Genomic DNA, 402 nt, shown 5'->3' on the forward strand with positions numbered 1-402 from the left:
GTGCAGCACCTTGATGTGCAGCTCCTGCACGCGGTCTGCGTATTTGCCGCCGGGCGTGCACACATACACATCGCTCAAGGGCTCCAGCTTCTCACTGGGCTTGCCGCTAAGGATGATGACCGTCATGCCCAGCGCCTTGGCGGCCTCGGCGGCCTTGATCACGTTCTTGCTGGTACCGCTGGTGCTCAGTGCCACCAGGCAATCACCCGGCCTGCCATGGCCTTCGATGTAACGGGCAAACACGTTGTCATAGCCATGATCGTTGCCCACACAGGTCAGGTGCCCGGCGTCACTGATGGCGGTAGCGCCCAAGGCCTTGCGGTCCTTGCGGTAGCGGCCGGTCAGCTCTTCGGCAAAGTGCATGGCATCGCACATGGAGCCGCCGTTGCCGCAGGAATACAC

At 62.4% G+C, this 402-nt stretch carries 1 protein-coding gene; it reads right to left on the reverse strand.

The annotated features are described in order from the left end of the window. Window positions 1–402: SIS domain-containing protein (locus tag AC1D1Y_RS26700; RefSeq protein ID WP_477684999.1), on the reverse strand; the 402-nt coding region annotated here is incomplete at both ends.

The organism is Polaromonas sp. P1_G1 (assembly GCF_056405595.1).